The following is a 14187-nucleotide window of genomic DNA, read 5'->3' as shown; positions in this document are numbered from 1 at the left end:
GAGAATGACATGAACGACAGAAGCGTCTTCTCTAGCCTGGACAGCATGAACCGCCGCAGCTTCATCAAGACGGCCGCTGCGGCTGCCTTCGCCACGGCGGCGTTTCCACATAGCGGCCTTGCCGAGGCGCCGCGCAAGGGCTGCGCGCTGCGCCTTGGCCTCAACGGCGGCAGCTCCGCCGACACGCTGGACCCGACGCAACTGATCGGCACTTTTTCCATCAACGTCTCGCGGCAGGTCTACAACACGCTGGTGGAGATCGGCGATGACGGCAAGCCGGCGCCGGAGCTCGCGGCAAGCTGGGAAGCCAGCGACGGCAACAAGCGCTGGATCCTCAATCTCAGGCCGGGCGTGCAGTTTCACAACGGCAAGACGTTCGACGCCGACGACGTCAAATACTCGCTGGGCCTGCATATCGGCGACAAGACCAAGTCGAAGGCCAAAGGGCTGGTCGCCGACGTCGCGGAAGTGCGGGCCATCTCGCCGACGCAAGTCGAGATCCTGCTCAAACCGCCAAATCCCGATATGGATTATGTGCTGTCGGATCTGCATTTCGCAATGGTGCCGGCAGGCTTCGCCGACTGGTCGAAAGCGGTCGGCACCGGTCCGTTCAAACCGCCTTCCAGCCGGGCGTGCACGCCACGGCCGCACGCAACGAGACCTACTGGCGCAGCGATCGCGGCCATGTCGATACGGTCGAGTCGGTGGTGATCAACGACGCCGCGGCGCGCGTCTCGGCTCTTCAAGGCGGCTCGGTGCACATCGTCAACGGCATCGACTACAAGATCGCACCGCTGCTCAAGAAGGACCCGCGCGCCTATCTGCTGGTCACCGAAGGCAAGCAGCATTTCTCGCTGCCGATGGACGCCACGAAGGAGCCGTTCAACAGCCCCGATGTCGTGCTGGCGCTCAAGCACGCGCTCGACCGTGAGCAGATGGTGAAGCTGCTGATGGCCGGCTTCGGACGGGTCGGCAACGATCATCCGATCGCTGCCAGCGATCCGAGCTTCAATCCGAACATCGCGCAGCGCGGCTACGATCCCGACAAGGCCCGTTTCCACCTCAAGAAAGCCGGCAAGAGCGATCTTACGCTCGAACTGCACGCCGCCCCCGTGGCGTTCGAGCAGGCCGTCAACACGGCCGAGCTTTTCGCGCAATCGGCCAAGCCCGCCGGCATCACCATCAATGTCAAGCGCGAGCCCGACGACGGCTACTGGAGCGACGTGTGGCTGAAGAAGCCATGGGTGGCTTCCTTCTGGGCGGGGCGGCCGTCGGCGAGCATGATGTTTTCCTCCGTCTACGCCTCGGGCGCGCCGTGGAACGAAACGCATTGGAAGAACGACAGCTTCGACAGAAAGCTGACGGAGTCGCGCTCATTGGCCGATCCGGCAAAACGCCGCGAGGTCTATTTCGAGCTGCAGCAGATGATCCATGACGAGTGCCCGACCATCATCCCGGCCTTCGCCAGTTGGATCGACGCGGCGCGCCAGGAGGTAAGGGGTTTCGTTCCCAACCCCAACTTCCTGCTCAGCGATCATCGCGTGGCCGAACGGGTCTGGCTGAGCGCATAAGAGCTTCCGTCGGAGAGCGTCAGCAGGAACATTTCTGCCGGCCCCACATTGTGCTATATGGGGTGTGGCCGGCTCAACGGCCGGCCACGGCGGGAGGCACGTGGCAAGGGGATGTCGCAGGTCCAGACCGTAAAGCCAGCCGAAGCAGCGGCGCCGCCTAGAGGCTCCGATGCGTTCGCGCTGAAGCTCACTTCCTCCGAATTCGCAACCACCATGTCGCATTTCCACCGCGCCGAGATCGCGCGCATGGCGGGTTGGCGCGACCGGCTCGACCGCACCAGCAATTGGGCAATCACCGTGGTGGCGGCGATGCTGTCCGTGTCGCTGTCGACGCCTTCGGCGCATCACGGCGTGCTGCTCTTCGCCATGCTGCTCATCACGCTGCTTCTATGGATCGAAGCGCGGCGCTACCGGTTCTTCGACGTCTATCGGGCGCGGGTGCGTCAGTTCGAGCGCTATTACTTCGCGCAGATTTTTTCGCCGCAGCCGGACTTCGCCTCCAACTGGCTCGCCATCCTCGGCGAAGGCCTGCGCTCGCCGCGCTTCCTCATCTCGCAGCGCGCGGCGCTGGTCCGGAGGCTGCGCCGAAACTACGTCTTCATGTACACGATCCTGATGCTTGCCTGGGTGTTGAAGATCACCACGCCCAGCCTGCAGCGCGAAGGCTCGCCGATCGGCTTCAGCGCCTCGCTGCTCGACACCTTTCGCGTGGCGACGCTCGGTCCCATCCCGGGCGTCGTGGTGGTCTGCGGCGTCATCGTGTTCTATCTCGCGATGCTTGCCGCCGCCTTTCTGATACGCGCCGACGACGGCGAACTGTCGTTCGGCGACGTGCATGTGTGAGCCTGGGGCGGCGGCCCTTGGTCTTTCAGGCAGCCCGCCGTTTCCACGCGCTCACAATCCCGGTGGCCTGACGAAACCGTCGGTGAGACGCGCCAGCGCTTTCGCCACGGCCAGCAGCTTCATGTCCGAATGGCGGCGGCCGACCAGTTGGGCGCCGATCGGCAGGCCCTCCCGGTCGACACCGATCGGAATGACGGCGGCCGGATGCCCGGTCAGGTTGAAGCGGCAGGCATGGCTGAGCGCGCTCCAGTAGGGCGTCTCGACGCCGTCGACGGGGATCGGCGCCCCCATCTCGCGGTGGCGGAAGGCCGTGCACATCATCGCCGGGCAGACCAGCACGTCCCACCCGTCGAAGAAGCGCTCCCAGGCAGCGATGAATTCGTCGCGCCGGTTGAGCGCCTCGAGATAGGCGGCCAGCGAGGGCGAGGTTTCGCGCGGCTGCCGGAAGACCTGCGAATACCAGGTGATGAGATCGGAAAACAGCGCCCGCTCGGCGGCGAAATCGTGCTGCGGCAATGCCTGCCCTACCCGCGCGCCGCCGACCTCGATGGCACCCTCGAAGCCGGCGATCGCGTCGGCGATGTCGAGCGCGGTCGGCACTCCGGGAAATTCGGGCGCGAAGGCAACCCTGAGCTTGCCCAGCGACGGCTCCGGCGCCTCGTCCGTCGCTACCGGCGGCACTTCGGTGTCGAGACCGTCGGCGCCGGCGATGATGCGGTGGGCCAGGATGAGATCGTCGACGTCGCGGGCCAAAGGCCCGATGTCGAACAGCAGGCGGAAGCTGCGCGGCATGTCGGGCGGATCGGCGTAGCTGCCGGTGATCGGCACCGTCGCCTGCGTCGGCTTGAAGCCATAGACGCCGCACAGATGCGCCGGCATCCGGATCGAGCCGCCGGCATCGCTGCCGATCTCGAGCGGCACCAGCCCGGCGGCGACTGCGGCCGCCGCGCCGCCGCTGGAGCCGCCGGGCGTGCGGGTGACGTCCCACGGATTGACGGTGCGGCCGAAGATCGGGTTGTCGGTCTGCAGGTCGCGCAGCCTGGGCGGCACGTTGGTCTTGCCGATGATGACGGCGCCGGCCTTGCGCAGCCGCGCGGCAATCGTGCCGTCCGTCGCCGGGATATGATCGGCAAAGGCTTCCAAACCGACGGTGGTGCGCATGCCGGCGGTGGCATGGCCGTCCTTCAGCGTGACCGGCACACCGTTGAGCGGACCGACGGCCTCGCCGCGCACGACCGCCATATCCGCGGCCTGCGCTCCGGCGCGGGCCGCCTCCTCGTCGAGGGTGACGATGGCGTTGAGCAGCGGATTGACGACAGCGATGCGGGCAAGCTGCGCCTCCATCGCCTCGACAGCGCTGACCTTCTTCTCGCGGATCGCCGCCGCCAGTTGCGACGCGGTCAGGAAGGTGGTGTCCAAATGGCTCATCATGGTGGTGCTCCTTCCTGCGGAACGGAAATAGGGAGTAGGGAAGATCAGACTTCGTGAACTCCGCACATCGGATGCCAGTACCTTTTCCCCTATTCCCCCATTCCCCTCCCTTCCCTTCAATTCAACGAAAGCGCCGTCCGGAACTCCTTCGTGGTGTTGCGGTTGGGATAGGGCTCGTCCGGCACCGGAACGCCGAGATGGGCGCAGAGCGGCGCCCAGCCGTCGCCCAGCTTGTGAACCAGCAGGCGCTCGGCCGGCACCGTCTTCAGCACCGCTTCGATATTGGCCTCATAGACGGCAATCGCATGCGCGCGGTCCTGCGGGCGGCCGCCGAAAACCTGCTTCGTGACAAGGGTGACGCCCAACGACTCCTGATCCTGGCTGTCAATGACGGCCGGCAGGATGGTTTTTGCGAAACTCTCCCACCAGCTTTCCGGCGAGCGCCAGGTGAGGATGACGCGCGCTTGCGGAAAGACTTCGATCAGCTCGCGCCAGTAATGCACCGAGGGCCAGTCGACGCAGGATTTATAACCGGCAAACAGCCGATTCCAATCCGGCGCGGCGCCTTGGGCGAGCGCTCGCCAGAGCCGCTTCTGCTCCGCATGCGCCATGACCTCCGACATGTGATGGCACGGGCCGAAGCCGAGCATGGTCAGCGCCTCGCGCGTCGAATCCGTGCCGGTGCGGCCGAAGCCGGTTCCTATCACCCTGATGGTCATTCTCCCCTTCTCCCACTTGTCTTCCCCAATCGTCCGCTGCGGCGCGATCAATCTTCCCGAAGCACGAACCGCAGCCTATTGCCTTCCGGATCCGCGGTTTCCACGGCACCGCCGATCTTTTTCGGCGCCAGGCTGGCGGCATCGAGCCTGCGTTCCAGCGCAGCCAGCTCCTCGACCGATGCAAGCTCAACCGTGAAATGGTCGAGGCCGGCGGCACCCGGCGGCGGCTCGCGCAGCTCGTCACGCGCCCAGATGTTGAAGGCGACCATATGCGGCCGGCTCCCGGTACCGCAGTCGAACATGCCGAAACTTCTCGACTGGATGTGCGGGCGGAAGCCGAGCACGCCGACATAGAATTCCATCAGTTCTTCCGGCGCGCGGGCGCGCATATGGATGTGGCCGATGAAGGCGTTCTTCGCCATCCTCTGCTCGACATGGCCGGAATTGCCGAGGTCGCGCAAAAGGCCCGGGAGATGGAGCGGCTCGAGCCCGGAATGCGCGCTGCCGTCGGTGCCGATCAGCGCCACGCGGCCATCGGCCGACACCTCGCGGCGCAGACAGCGTTCCGGCGTGTCGAAGCAGATCTCGATGCCGTTGCCCGACGGGTCGGAAACGTAGAGCGATTCCGAAACCAGGTGGTCCTGGGCGCTGTAGCGCAAGCCGGAAGCCTTAAGCCGGGCGGCGGTGTGGGCGAGGTCGCGGCGGCTCGTCACATGGATGGCGACGTGGAAGAGATCGCGCGATTTCTGCGGCAGGGCGATCTGCGCTCCGGCGTGGAGCACGATAAGCTTCCGCCCGCCGGCGCCGAGCTCCGCCGTGGCGGCATCCTCGCCGAGGACCGCCAATCCGAGCGTGTCGCGCCAGACGATCAAGGCAGCCGGGATGTCGGTCACCCTGAGATGGACCGGCCCGAGACGGGTGGCTTGAGGCAACCCTTGGTCCATGGTCGTCCGTCCGATTGCGGTCGGCGAACATATTAGCTGTGAACGATATTTCTGTCTCGCGCCAAGTTCGGGTTGACCCCTCCCCGGCGGGCGGCGACTATTGCCACGAAGCTTCTTGGGAGGAGACCACATGGACGAGACCGACCACTGGCGCAACATGGCGAGCGCGCCGCGGGACGGCAGTCGCATCTTGGTGACGGTGCGCTCGTCCGAACAGGGACCGGCCGAGGTCGACATGGCCTACTGGTCGCGCGCCGACCAGTTCGGCGAGGAAGGCTGGCGGGCGTCGGATTCATCGCCCGGACGCGTCGTCGAATATGCCGAGCCGGAGCTCAGATGCTGGATGCCGCTGCCCACGGCGGGGCGAGGTTCGTTGCCGAGCCCCTGGGAAGGCGAGGACGTGCCGCTGGTGGATGGCGAGGGGATTTAGCGCCTCTTTCCTTCTCCCCTTGTGGGAGAAGGTGTCGCCGAAGGCGACGGATGAGGGGTGCTGGACGGAGTGAGGCGCTGGGGAATGTCGCTGCGCTGTCGTCGTGGCCGCCAAGCTGGAACACCCCTCATCCGTCTCGGCGCTACGCGCCGATCCACCTTCTCCCACAAGGGGAGAAGGGGGAGCTTTTCAGCCCACCGCCACCATCACCGCTCCCGCCTCGACCTTCGCCGGATAGGTCCTGAGATTGATGCATGGCGGCAGGCGCTTGGCGGCTCCGGTGCGGTAGTCGAAGGCGCCGGCGTGCTTTGGGCATTCGACCTCGTAGTCCATGACCAGGCCGTCGGCGATGTGCACCGCCTCATGCGTGCAAAGCCCGTCGGTGCAGAAGACCTCGTCGTCGGGCGAGCGAAAGACGGCATAGGTCTTGCCGCCATGGTCGAAGCGGCGGGCGCCTTCCTGTTCGATGTCGTCGAGCCCGCAGGCCATGATCCAACCGGTCATTTTTCTTCCCTTCAGATCTGTCTTGCCTTCAGATCGAGGCGAACCCATCGGGGCGGCGAAGCCGGCCGCCCCGATGATCCGGGTCTAGTTCTTGTTCAGGTATTCCGCCGCGTTGGCGGGCGTCACCAGTTCGAACGGCACATAGACGACGCGGTCGACCTTCTCGCCTTTGGCAAGCGCGAGCGCCGCATCGACACCGCCGCCGCCCTGGCCCTTGGCGTTCTGGAACACCGTGACCGAGAGCTCGCCGGCCTTCATCGCCTGGAGCCCGTCCTGCGTGGCATCGATGCCGCCGACCACGACATTCTTCAGGTCGACGCCGTTGGCCTTGAGCGCCAGGATGGCGCCGATGGCGGATTCGTCGTTGTTGGCTACGACGGCGTCGGGCGCCGGGCCGGCAGTCAGCCAGTTGGTCATCAGGTTCTGCGCGTTGTCGCGCGACCATTCGGACGACTGCTTGTCGGTGACCTTGATGAAATTGCACATGTCGGTCGAAAAGATCTGCTCGACATCCTTGGTGCGCTGGAGCGCCGCCTGATGCACCAAGCTGCCCATGATGATGTAGGCGGTAGCGCCGGCCGACTTGCCCTTGGCGCGCAGCATCTTGCAGACCTCGAAGGCTTCCAGCGTGCCGGACTCGACCTCGTTCGAGCCGACATAGACCTGTTTCTCCGGCAGGTTCTTCATGTCCGATGGCTCGAGGTTGACGAAGACCAGCGGAATGCCGGCCTTGGCGGCTTCCTCGCTGATGGTCTTCGAGGCATTGGTGTCGACCAGCGTGACGATGATGGCGTCGACGCCGCTGGCGATGAAATTCTTGACCTGGTCGAGCTGTTTGGCGACGTCGTTCTGGGCGTCCTCGACCTGGATCTCGGCGCCCTTCTCTTTGGCGCGCGCCTGCATGCCATGCATCAGCAGCGTCTGGAAATTGTTGTCGAAGTTGACGATCGAGACGCCGAGCTTGGCGGCGAAGGCGCCGGTCGAGACAGTCGCGAACGCGGTCGCCATCAAAGCGGCGAGCGCCGTCGAGATGAGAAGCTTCTTCACGGGTTTCCTCCCTCTGGATTTGGAGTGCCGGCTCACTCCTGTCTTGTTCGCCGGCCCTTTCGGGATCGTTGAAGCGGGCGGCTCAGGCCGGCCACGTGGCTTCTCTGCAGCTGTCATTTCGCGGCGGCGTTGGCGCGCGCCTTCTTCTTCTCGTAGCGGGCCTGCATGCGCGCCTCGCCGTCCTTGCTGCCGTCATGGAAAGTGCCGAACCAGCGGTCGAACGGGATCAGGCCGTCGCCGTAGTTCACCTCGAAATATTTGTGGTGCAGGTAGTGGATATAGGCGTGGCTATCGACCGATCTGTCCTCGGTCAGTTCCACCTTGTCGAAGCCGACATGGCCCGGGATCGCGCCGAAGCCGGCATAGTGGAGCTGGTAGAGCGCCAGCAGCGGGTTGGACGGAATGATCAGGTGCCAGAAGGCGACGCCGAGATAGCCGAGCTGCTCCACCGGATGCATCGACAGCGACGACCAGGGCGACGGGTTGACCGAATTGTGGTGCACCGAATGCACCCATTTGTAGAGCGGCCCCAAATGGATCGTCCGGTGCAGCAGGAAGAAATGCGTCTCGTGGATGATCGGCACCACCAGCGCCAGGCAGAACAGGTAGACGGGATTCTCCGCGAAGGTCAGCCACGGCACGTAGCCGTTGGCGTAGGCGTAGAGGATTGCCACCTCGATCGCCGTCCAGATCGGCATGCCGGTGCCGAAGGTGCGCAGCATGTTGTCGATGTTCTGGTTCTCGAAGAAGAAGGCTTTGCTCTTCTGCTCCGAGGGCCATTTGCCGTTGTATTTGAAGCGGTTGCCCTGGGCTCTCAAAATGTAGAGTCGAAGCTCGAAAGCGCCGAAGAAGACAAGCAGCGCCGCGCAGTTGACGATGAAAAGGCGCAGGATCCAGCCGATGGCGAGCGTCTTCATCGTCTCGACGTCCGGCAGCACGTAGCGCCACCACACCACTGCCGAGAGGGCGAAGAGCAGGTTGTAAGGCAGGAAATAATGCGGCAGCCACTTCAGCAACGCCAGCGGTCGCGGCGGAAACGCAAAGAGCGGCGCGGTGCCGGCCGGTTCGTTCGGGGCCCAATCGCCCCTCTTGTTGCGCGTGCCGTATTGCAGGTCGTCCATGGCTGGTCTCACAGCGATTGAGAGAGCGTGAGGAAACGGTCGTAGGCGGCATCGTCCATGTCCACCTGGTGCTTCGCTTCCGGGTAGCTGCCTTCGGCGACGTCGCGGCCGAAGGCGCGGAAGGCACTGATGCGCTTTTCCTGCAGCTCGGCCTCCAGCGTGACGAAGTCGGCATAGCGCTTGGCATGGCGCGGATAGTGGCCGGTGTGGGTGCCCAGCACGTCGCAGGAGAACAGATACTGCGTGTCGCAGGCAGTGCCGCAGCCCATGCCCATGGTGATCAGCGGCGTCGAGCGGGTGATGTGGTCGGCGAGCCTGACCGGCACCACCTCGACCTCGATGCAGGCCGCACCCGCATTCTCCAGGTCCTTGGCCGCGCGCAGCACCTTGAAGGCCTCTTCCGCCGTGCGGCCGACGGCTCGGAAATTCGTCCAGGTGGCGCGGTTCGGCACCAGGCCGACATGGCCGGTGACGGGAATGCCTTCCGCGGCCATCGCCTCGATGAAGCGCGGCGAGTGCGATGAATAGACCGCGTCGGCGCCGCGCTTCATCATGGCGAAGCCCAGCCGCACCGCTTCCTCGGGCGACGCGACCGCGCCATGCGGCATGCCGACGGAGAGGAACGCGTGAGGCGCCGCTTGGCGGATCGATTCCAGATTGTGGTCGGGCTCGCAGGAGAGGATGACGATGTCGCAGGCGACCGCGGCCGCCGCCTCGGCTGGCGTGTCGACATGCAGCTGCAGCCATTTCCTGCTGCCCTTGGCGCTTTGCAGGTCGTAGGCCGTCAAGCGTCTTGCCACCGATGATCCTCCCGTTCGCGGGCGGACGATCAGGCTTGTGAAAGGTCCCCCTCACCCGGATTGGCAGCCGAATTGCGAAGCGCAATTCGGGGCCATCCGACCTCTCCCCAGGGAGAGAGGAGCCAGGCTGCGTCGGTGCCGGCCCTCTTCTCCGCTCGGGAGAAGGTGGCCGCGCAGCGGCCGGATGAGGGGGAGAATTCGCACATGCTCGTCTCCCGTTCGCGGTCGAGTTAGCACCGCGATGCCGGCCAAGGCTCGCGCAACCTTGATCAAATCAGATCAAAGGTTCTCGGCGGTGAAGGTGATGAAGCGGATCGGCGGATTGTCGACGGGAAGGTCGTGCAGGTTGAGCGCCGCCAGCACCAAGTCGATGGCGCGGCGCGCCTGCGCCTCCGGCGCCTGGTCGAGCACGACGTCCATCGTGCCGTCATGCAGGCCGCGCGTGCTGCGCTCGGTTAGTTCATGGCCGACGAAGAAGACGTCGCGACCGCGTGGGTGCCGGCGCAGCACTTCGTTCAGGGCCGTGTTGGCGCCGCCGGCATTGTACAGGCCGGCAAGGTCGGGCCAGCGCACAAACGCCTCATGCAACTGCTCGGCATTGCGGTCGCCGTTGTCGAAACCGAACAGGGTGGCGATGGGCTCGAAATCCCGCCCCTCGTCGATCAGATAGTCGAAGAAGCCCCGTACGCGGTCGCGGTGGACGCGATAGATCTGGCTGTGACAGATCGCGACCACCTTGCCCGGCCGCCGCTGCATCTTCGCCATCAGCAGCCCCGCCATGCGGCCGGCGGCGTAATTGTCGATGCCGACATAGGTGCTCTTGGTGCCGGAGATCTGGGTGACGATCTGCACCGTCGGGATGTTTTCCGCCTCCAGCTTCGCCACCGCCGCGCTCACCAGCGGATGGTCGGGGACGGCGAGGATGAGGGCGGCGCGCCGCATCTCCGGTTCGAGCATGCGCTTGGCGATCGCCGCCGGATTGGCCTCGTCGAGAAAGGTGCGGTGGACGGCGATCGAGCGGTCGAGCGTCGCCGCGATGCGTTCGAAGGCGCGGGAGAGGCGCGCGAAGAAGGTGGCGTCGGGCCTGACCAGGATCACCTCGATGCGGATGACGCCGCGATGCGCTTCGGGCAGTCGGCGCGGATAGTCGAGCGAGCGCGCCGCCGCCACCACCTTCTCGACCGTCTCGGGGCGCACCCCGCCCCTGCCGTTCAAAACGCGCTCCACCGTCGCCGTGCCGACCCCGGCGCGGCGGGCAATTTCGAGGAAGGTGGGCTTTGGAATGGGCGGGCTCCTGGGGGTGCTGAGGCACGGAGCCTAGCCGTTCTCCGGCAACAGGAGAAGGCGAGACGCCGAAGCCGCTAATCTCCCCCCTTGCGGGGGAGATGGCCGGCAGGCCAGAGGGGGGTGCGAAGGAACGCTACCGTTGGCCGGATCGGTTCACCGACAGGATGAATGTGGGACTGCCAAGAATTGACAGGCTGGCGGGACAGCACCCCCCTCTGCCCTGCCGGGCATCTCCCCCGCAAGGGGGGAGATTGGCAGTTTCAACGCCTCAAAATATAAACGCCGCCGTCGCCGGGTTTGACCCCGTTCGGCCGTCGGCGCCGCCCAGGCCGCACTATCCTGCGAACGTCTCGACGATGATGCGGGCCATACGCACGATCGGCAAGGATGCGAATGCGCCGGCAAGCGCTGAACGCCGGGTGGTCGAGGTCATCTGTTTCTCCTTTTTGGGCAGGTTTTTTGGGGCGCAGGCGGAGCGCCGGTGAAAAGTGCATTGGCCAAGGAGCGCCGAAGCGATCGCACGCGCGGCTAGTCGGTGAGCCGCGACAGCACCTGGTAGGCGGCCCTGACTCGCGCCTCATTCGGGTAAGCCTTGTTCGCCAGCATGACGATGCCGATCTTCCTCGACGGGACATAGGCGACATAGGCGCCGAAGCCGTTTGTCGAGCCGGTCTTGTTGAGCACCACGTCGGCGCGTGGCGCCATCGGCGGCTCGATCGCAGTTGCAGGGATCGGCTGCAGCATACCGGGCGCATTCCCGGCGACGATCTTCGCCAGGTCGACCGGATAGGGATACTGCTCCCAGATCAGATCCTGGATGAGTTCGCCCGCACGGAAATAGCCGGTGTGGGTGGCTTCGAGCGCGCGTGCGACATCGTCCGGCACCTTGCCGACGCCCATGTTGGCCTCGATGAAGCGGATCATGTCGACTGCGTTCGACTTGATCCCGTAGGCCTCTTCGGCGAGCAATGCCGGGGTGACGCGGACAGGCTTGTCGTTGCGGTTGTAGCCCCAGGCGTAGGATTTCGTCTGTGCGGCCGGGACGTTGACGTAAGTTCGGCGCAAGCCGAGTTCCGGCAGCAGCCATTTTTCCATCAGCGCCGGGAAGCTCGCGCCCATCGCCTTGGCGGTGGCCATCCCGAGCAGGCCGATGCTCGGGTTGGCGTAGGTGCGGGTGGTGGCGGCCGCGAATTGCGGCTTCCATTGGCGATAATAGGCGATGAGCTGTTTTTGCGTCTTCACCGTATCGGGCAGCTGCAGCGGGAAACCGCCGGCCGTGTGCGTGGCGAGGTCGAGCAGCCTGACATCGCCCAGCGCGCTGCCTTGAAGCTCGGGCATGTGCTTGCCGACCTTGTCGCCAAGCGCCAGCTTGCCCTCGACCTCGGCATAGGCCGCGAGCGTCGCGGTGAAGGTTTTGCTGATCGAGCCGAGCTCGAACAATGTATCGCGCGTGACGGCGGCCCGGGTGTCCTTTTCGGCCACGCCATAGTCGATGAAGAAGCGCTCGCCGTTCACGGACACGGCGACGGCCATCCCCGGAATGCCGTACTGCGCGATCACCGGCTTCACCGCCTCATCGACGAGCTGCCTTATCTTGGCGTCCTGATCGGCGGCGCGAGCGCCCGACAGACTGCCCGGGGCGCAGGCGAGGACGACGGCAGCGATGGTGAAGCGAAGCCGGCTGCACATGATCTGCTCCCTCTGGATCGGACGATTGCGGGTTTATGACCCCTTCGAACCGGCTACAAACGATGATAAATCGCAAGAGCTATAAGATAATCTTGGGCATCGATGGTTCGACCTTACCTGCCGCTCAATGCATTGCGGGCCTTCGAGGCGTCGGCCAGGCATCTCAGCTTCACACGTGCCGGCATCGAACTGGCGGTGACGCAGGCCGCCGTTAGCCAGCAGGTTCGATCGCTCGAACAGCGGCTCGGCGTGCAGCTGTTTCGCAGGTTGCCTCGCGGCCTCAAGATCACGGCGGAAGGCGAGGCTCTGCTGCCGATCGTCGGCGACGCCTTCGACCGCCTGGCGCGATCGCTGGAGCGGGTCGGATCTGGAAAACTGCGCGAACCGCTCGTCGTCGGCGCCGTCGGAACCTTCGCCGTCGGCTGGCTGCTTCCGAGACTGGAAGACTTCCGGCGCACCCATCCGTTCGTCGAGCTGCGCCTGTCCACCAACAACAACCGCGTCGACCTGGCGGCCGAGGGATTGGATTTTTCGATCCGCTTCGGCAACGGCGCCTGGAATGGACTTGATGCGACGGAACTTTTCGAAGCACCTCTGACGCCGCTTTGCACGCCGGAACTGGCGGCGACGCTTCACGCGCCGCAGGACCTCGGAGCGCTTACCTTGCTGCGCAGCTACCGTCAGGACGAATGGAGCCGCTGGTTCGAGGCCGCCGGCATGGAAGCGCCTGCGAACTTCGCGAGCGCGATCGTCTTCGATTCTTCACTGGCGATGATGGAAGCCGCCGAACAAGGGGCAGGCGTTGCGCTGGCTCCGGCGCTGATGTTTTCGCGACAACTGAGCAAGGGGTCGATAAGGCGCCCTTTCCAGGCCTCCATATCGCTCGGCAGCTACTGGCTGACCAAGCTGAAGTCCAGGGAACCGACCGCCGCGATGTCGGCCTTTGCGGACTGGATCACCAGCTAGGAACCGGACCAGACGAAGCGCTCCCGGCTAGCCGAGCTTCAGCCGGCTTTCGCCGCGTCCGATGCCCCGAACCTCAGCCCATCCATCAAGAGCTTCACCAGCCGCCCCGAGCGGTCCCGCCAGTCGGGCGTGTTGGGGGCGGAGTAGATGCCGCCCAGCGCATGCAGCACGTCCGACGCATCGACGTCGGCGCGGATCTTCCCCGCAGCTGCGGCCTGTTCGACCAGCCCCTTCAGCGCGCCGGATACGCGGCCTGAGGTATCGGAGAACAGCGTCGAGTTGGTGGTGAGCAACAGCCGCAGGCTTGTCGCCAGACCGCGCTTGGTGGCGATATAGTCGACGAAGCGCTGCATCCAGAGTTCCAGCGCCACATCGGCCGGATGAGCGCCGGCAAGTTCCTCGGCCGCATGGCAGAGCGCTTCCACCTCGCGGCGGTAGACCACCTCGACCAGATGCTCGCGCGTCGGGAAATGCCGGTAGAGCGTGCCGATGCCGACTCCTGCCAGCTTGGCGATCTCCTCCAGCGAGGCATCGACACCCTCGGCGGCAAACGCCTGCGCCGCCGCCTCGACAAGCTTGTCGCGGTTGCGCCGCGCGTCGGCGCGCAGCGGCTTTGGCGCCGGCGTTTCAGGCTTTTCGGCAGGCTCCGGGGGCTGTTCAGTCAGTTTTTTTCTCCACTGTCGCAATATGGGGCTTGAACCCATCCGGGTCAGCCCCCACGTAAATAAACGGAGGCGCCTCCGTTTTAGTGGAGTTGTCTTATCATATAATCAGGGGAAGCGATATGTCACGGGGTAAGCGCCTAATCTTCCACCTCGAGGGGGAGATGTCGCCG

At 65.2% G+C, this 14187-nt stretch carries 13 protein-coding genes and 1 pseudogene; 4 read left to right on the top strand and 10 right to left on the bottom strand.

All coding sequences use genetic code 11. The features are described 5' to 3' along the window. The first annotated feature begins 9 nt into the window (after window positions 1-9). A pseudogene (locus EOD29_RS37125) lies at window positions 10-1571 on the top strand (ABC transporter substrate-binding protein). A 111-nt stretch (window positions 1572-1682) separates the two neighbouring features. Further along, the gene (locus EOD29_RS11390) at window positions 1683-2414 is read left to right on the top strand and encodes a DUF2270 domain-containing protein (RefSeq protein ID WP_127246758.1); all 732 of its coding nucleotides are present in this window, start codon (window positions 1683-1685) and stop codon (window positions 2412-2414) included. Window positions 2415-2465: 51 nt separating this feature from the next. Here EOD29_RS11390 and EOD29_RS11385 read toward each other — a convergent pair whose 3' ends face one another. From EOD29_RS11385 to EOD29_RS11375, 3 genes are all read right to left on the bottom strand, one after another. Then, window positions 2466-3845, bottom strand: a complete 1380-nt coding sequence (locus EOD29_RS11385) for an amidase family protein (protein ID WP_245475316.1) — start codon at window positions 3843-3845, stop codon at window positions 2466-2468. Window positions 3846-3961: 116 nt separating this feature from the next. Beyond that, a complete protein-coding gene (locus EOD29_RS11380) occupies window positions 3962-4564 on the bottom strand; it encodes a sulfotransferase family protein (RefSeq protein ID WP_127246757.1) in 603 nt (200 codons plus the stop codon). Between the two features lie 47 nt (window positions 4565-4611). Next, entirely contained in the window at window positions 4612-5508 is an 897-nt protein-coding gene (locus tag EOD29_RS11375; RefSeq protein WP_127246756.1) for a VOC family protein, read from the bottom strand. A gap of 130 nt (window positions 5509-5638) precedes the next feature. Here EOD29_RS11375 and EOD29_RS11370 point away from each other — a divergent pair, with 130 nt between their 5' ends. Beyond that, window positions 5639-5938: a hypothetical protein gene (locus EOD29_RS11370; RefSeq protein ID WP_067322438.1), complete on the top strand. Its 300-nt coding sequence runs from the start codon at window positions 5639-5641 to the stop codon at window positions 5936-5938. Between the two features lie 189 nt (window positions 5939-6127). Here the strand turns inward: EOD29_RS11370 and EOD29_RS11365 are convergent, their stop codons facing one another. From EOD29_RS11365 to ampC, 6 genes are all read right to left on the bottom strand, one after another. After that, window positions 6128-6442, bottom strand: a complete 315-nt coding sequence (locus EOD29_RS11365) for a MocE family 2Fe-2S type ferredoxin (protein WP_127246755.1) — start codon at window positions 6440-6442, stop codon at window positions 6128-6130. An 84-nt stretch (window positions 6443-6526) separates the two neighbouring features. Continuing rightward, window positions 6527-7489 (bottom strand): sugar ABC transporter substrate-binding protein, encoded by a 963-nt coding sequence (locus tag EOD29_RS11360; protein ID WP_127246754.1) that lies wholly within the window; start codon window positions 7487-7489, stop codon window positions 6527-6529. 113 nt (window positions 7490-7602) lie between these two features. Next, on the bottom strand, window positions 7603-8610 hold the full coding sequence (locus tag EOD29_RS11355; RefSeq protein WP_067322428.1) for a sterol desaturase family protein: 1008 nt from the start codon (window positions 8608-8610) through the stop codon (window positions 7603-7605). An 8-nt stretch (window positions 8611-8618) separates the two neighbouring features. Beyond that, window positions 8619-9410 (bottom strand): 3-methyl-2-oxobutanoate hydroxymethyltransferase, encoded by a 792-nt coding sequence (locus EOD29_RS11350; RefSeq protein ID WP_067322425.1) that lies wholly within the window; start codon window positions 9408-9410, stop codon window positions 8619-8621. 279 nt (window positions 9411-9689) lie between these two features. Beyond that, the gene (locus EOD29_RS11345) at window positions 9690-10694 is read right to left on the bottom strand and encodes a LacI family DNA-binding transcriptional regulator (protein ID WP_127246753.1); all 1005 of its coding nucleotides are present in this window, start codon (window positions 10692-10694) and stop codon (window positions 9690-9692) included. Window positions 10695-11225: 531 nt separating this feature from the next. After that, on the bottom strand, window positions 11226-12386 hold the full coding sequence (gene ampC, locus EOD29_RS11340) for a class C beta-lactamase (RefSeq protein WP_127246752.1): 1161 nt from the start codon (window positions 12384-12386) through the stop codon (window positions 11226-11228). Between the two features lie 102 nt (window positions 12387-12488). Here ampC and EOD29_RS11335 point away from each other — a divergent pair, with 102 nt between their 5' ends. After that, window positions 12489-13352 carry a LysR family transcriptional regulator gene (locus EOD29_RS11335; protein ID WP_095801420.1) on the top strand — a complete coding sequence of 288 codons (864 nt, stop codon included), beginning with the start codon at window positions 12489-12491 and terminating at the stop codon, window positions 13350-13352. Window positions 13353-13390: 38 nt separating this feature from the next. Here the strand turns inward: EOD29_RS11335 and EOD29_RS11330 are convergent, their stop codons facing one another. After that, entirely contained in the window at window positions 13391-14056 is a 666-nt protein-coding gene (locus tag EOD29_RS11330) for a TetR/AcrR family transcriptional regulator (RefSeq protein ID WP_127246751.1), read from the bottom strand. Window positions 14057-14187: the final 131 nt, after the last annotated feature.

It is taken from the genome of Mesorhizobium sp. M1A.T.Ca.IN.004.03.1.1 (assembly GCF_003997555.1).
In the GTDB taxonomy this organism is placed as follows: domain Bacteria; phylum Pseudomonadota; class Alphaproteobacteria; order Rhizobiales; family Rhizobiaceae; genus Mesorhizobium.
Note: the sequence above shows the minus strand (reverse complement) of the source record. Positions and strands in the feature narration are given on the sequence as shown.

Coding starts and splice junctions, on each gene's coding strand:
- EOD29_RS11390 (WP_127246758.1), top strand. CDS start 1,683: ATGTCGCAGGTCCAGACCGTAAAGCCAGCCGAAGCAGCGGCGCCGCCT.
- ampC (WP_127246752.1), bottom strand. CDS start 12,386: ATGTGCAGCCGGCTTCGCTTCACCATCGCTGCCGTCGTCCTCGCCTGC.
- EOD29_RS11375 (WP_127246756.1), bottom strand. CDS start 5,508: ATGGACCAAGGGTTGCCTCAAGCCACCCGTCTCGGGCCGGTCCATCTC.
- EOD29_RS11370 (WP_067322438.1), top strand. CDS start 5,639: ATGGACGAGACCGACCACTGGCGCAACATGGCGAGCGCGCCGCGGGAC.
- EOD29_RS11355 (WP_067322428.1), bottom strand. CDS start 8,610: ATGGACGACCTGCAATACGGCACGCGCAACAAGAGGGGCGATTGGGCC.
- EOD29_RS11380 (WP_127246757.1), bottom strand. CDS start 4,564: ATGACCATCAGGGTGATAGGAACCGGCTTCGGCCGCACCGGCACGGAT.
- EOD29_RS11335 (WP_095801420.1), top strand. CDS start 12,489: ATGGTTCGACCTTACCTGCCGCTCAATGCATTGCGGGCCTTCGAGGCG.
- EOD29_RS11365 (WP_127246755.1), bottom strand. CDS start 6,442: ATGACCGGTTGGATCATGGCCTGCGGGCTCGACGACATCGAACAGGAA.
- EOD29_RS11330 (WP_127246751.1), bottom strand. CDS start 14,056: ATGGGTTCAAGCCCCATATTGCGACAGTGGAGAAAAAAACTGACTGAA.
- EOD29_RS11385 (WP_245475316.1), bottom strand. CDS start 3,845: ATGATGAGCCATTTGGACACCACCTTCCTGACCGCGTCGCAACTGGCG.